Here is a 512-nt window from a genome sequence, read left to right on the forward strand (position 1 = left end):
TGTGGTAGAAATAATCACTATAATTTGCGCAGTAGCAAGCTACTCATAAGGTCTCAGCTTAAAGATAATAATGCCCAGCAGTTACAAGGAGAACAAAAAATGAGAAAGAAAAACTTCATCGTCAACGGTATTCCAGGTTTGTCAGGGATCGAGATGACAAGTCTTAGAAGAATCCACCGCCGAATCCACCGCCGAATCCACCGCCAAGCGCGTTGTGGAAAACACCGAGTGTGGCAATGTCAGCCGCTCCGGCGACTACGTTTGCGGGTCCAAAGCCGCCGAAACCACCAAACTGGCGAGGTTCAAGGGTTGCCTGCTCGGTTTGAGTGGGGGCTGGGACAGCGAAGACACCGGTGAAGGCGACGAGGGCAGCGATGACGGTGAAGAATTGCATCTTGTCTCGGAAAAAAAAGTTGGTAAAAGGAGCTGGGCAAATCGAGGGGGTAAGAGCTGAGACCTGTCAGGCGCTAAAGGTGATTATTGGAAGATCGACTTTGAAAGGTGAAGGGTGG

The 512-nt window shown here is 50.2% G+C and carries 1 protein-coding gene; it reads left to right on the forward strand.

What is annotated here, in order from left to right; genetic code table 11:
• The first annotated feature begins 214 nt into the window (after positions 1 to 214).
• Positions 215 to 454, forward strand: coding sequence for a hypothetical protein (locus IE273_RS45625; protein ID WP_189820570.1), 240 nt, complete (start codon positions 215 to 217; stop codon positions 452 to 454).
• Positions 455 to 512: the final 58 nt, after the last annotated feature.

It is taken from the genome of Streptomyces olivaceoviridis, from assembly GCF_014650115.1.
GTDB classification, from domain to species: domain Bacteria; phylum Actinomycetota; class Actinomycetes; order Streptomycetales; family Streptomycetaceae; genus Streptomyces; species Streptomyces olivaceoviridis.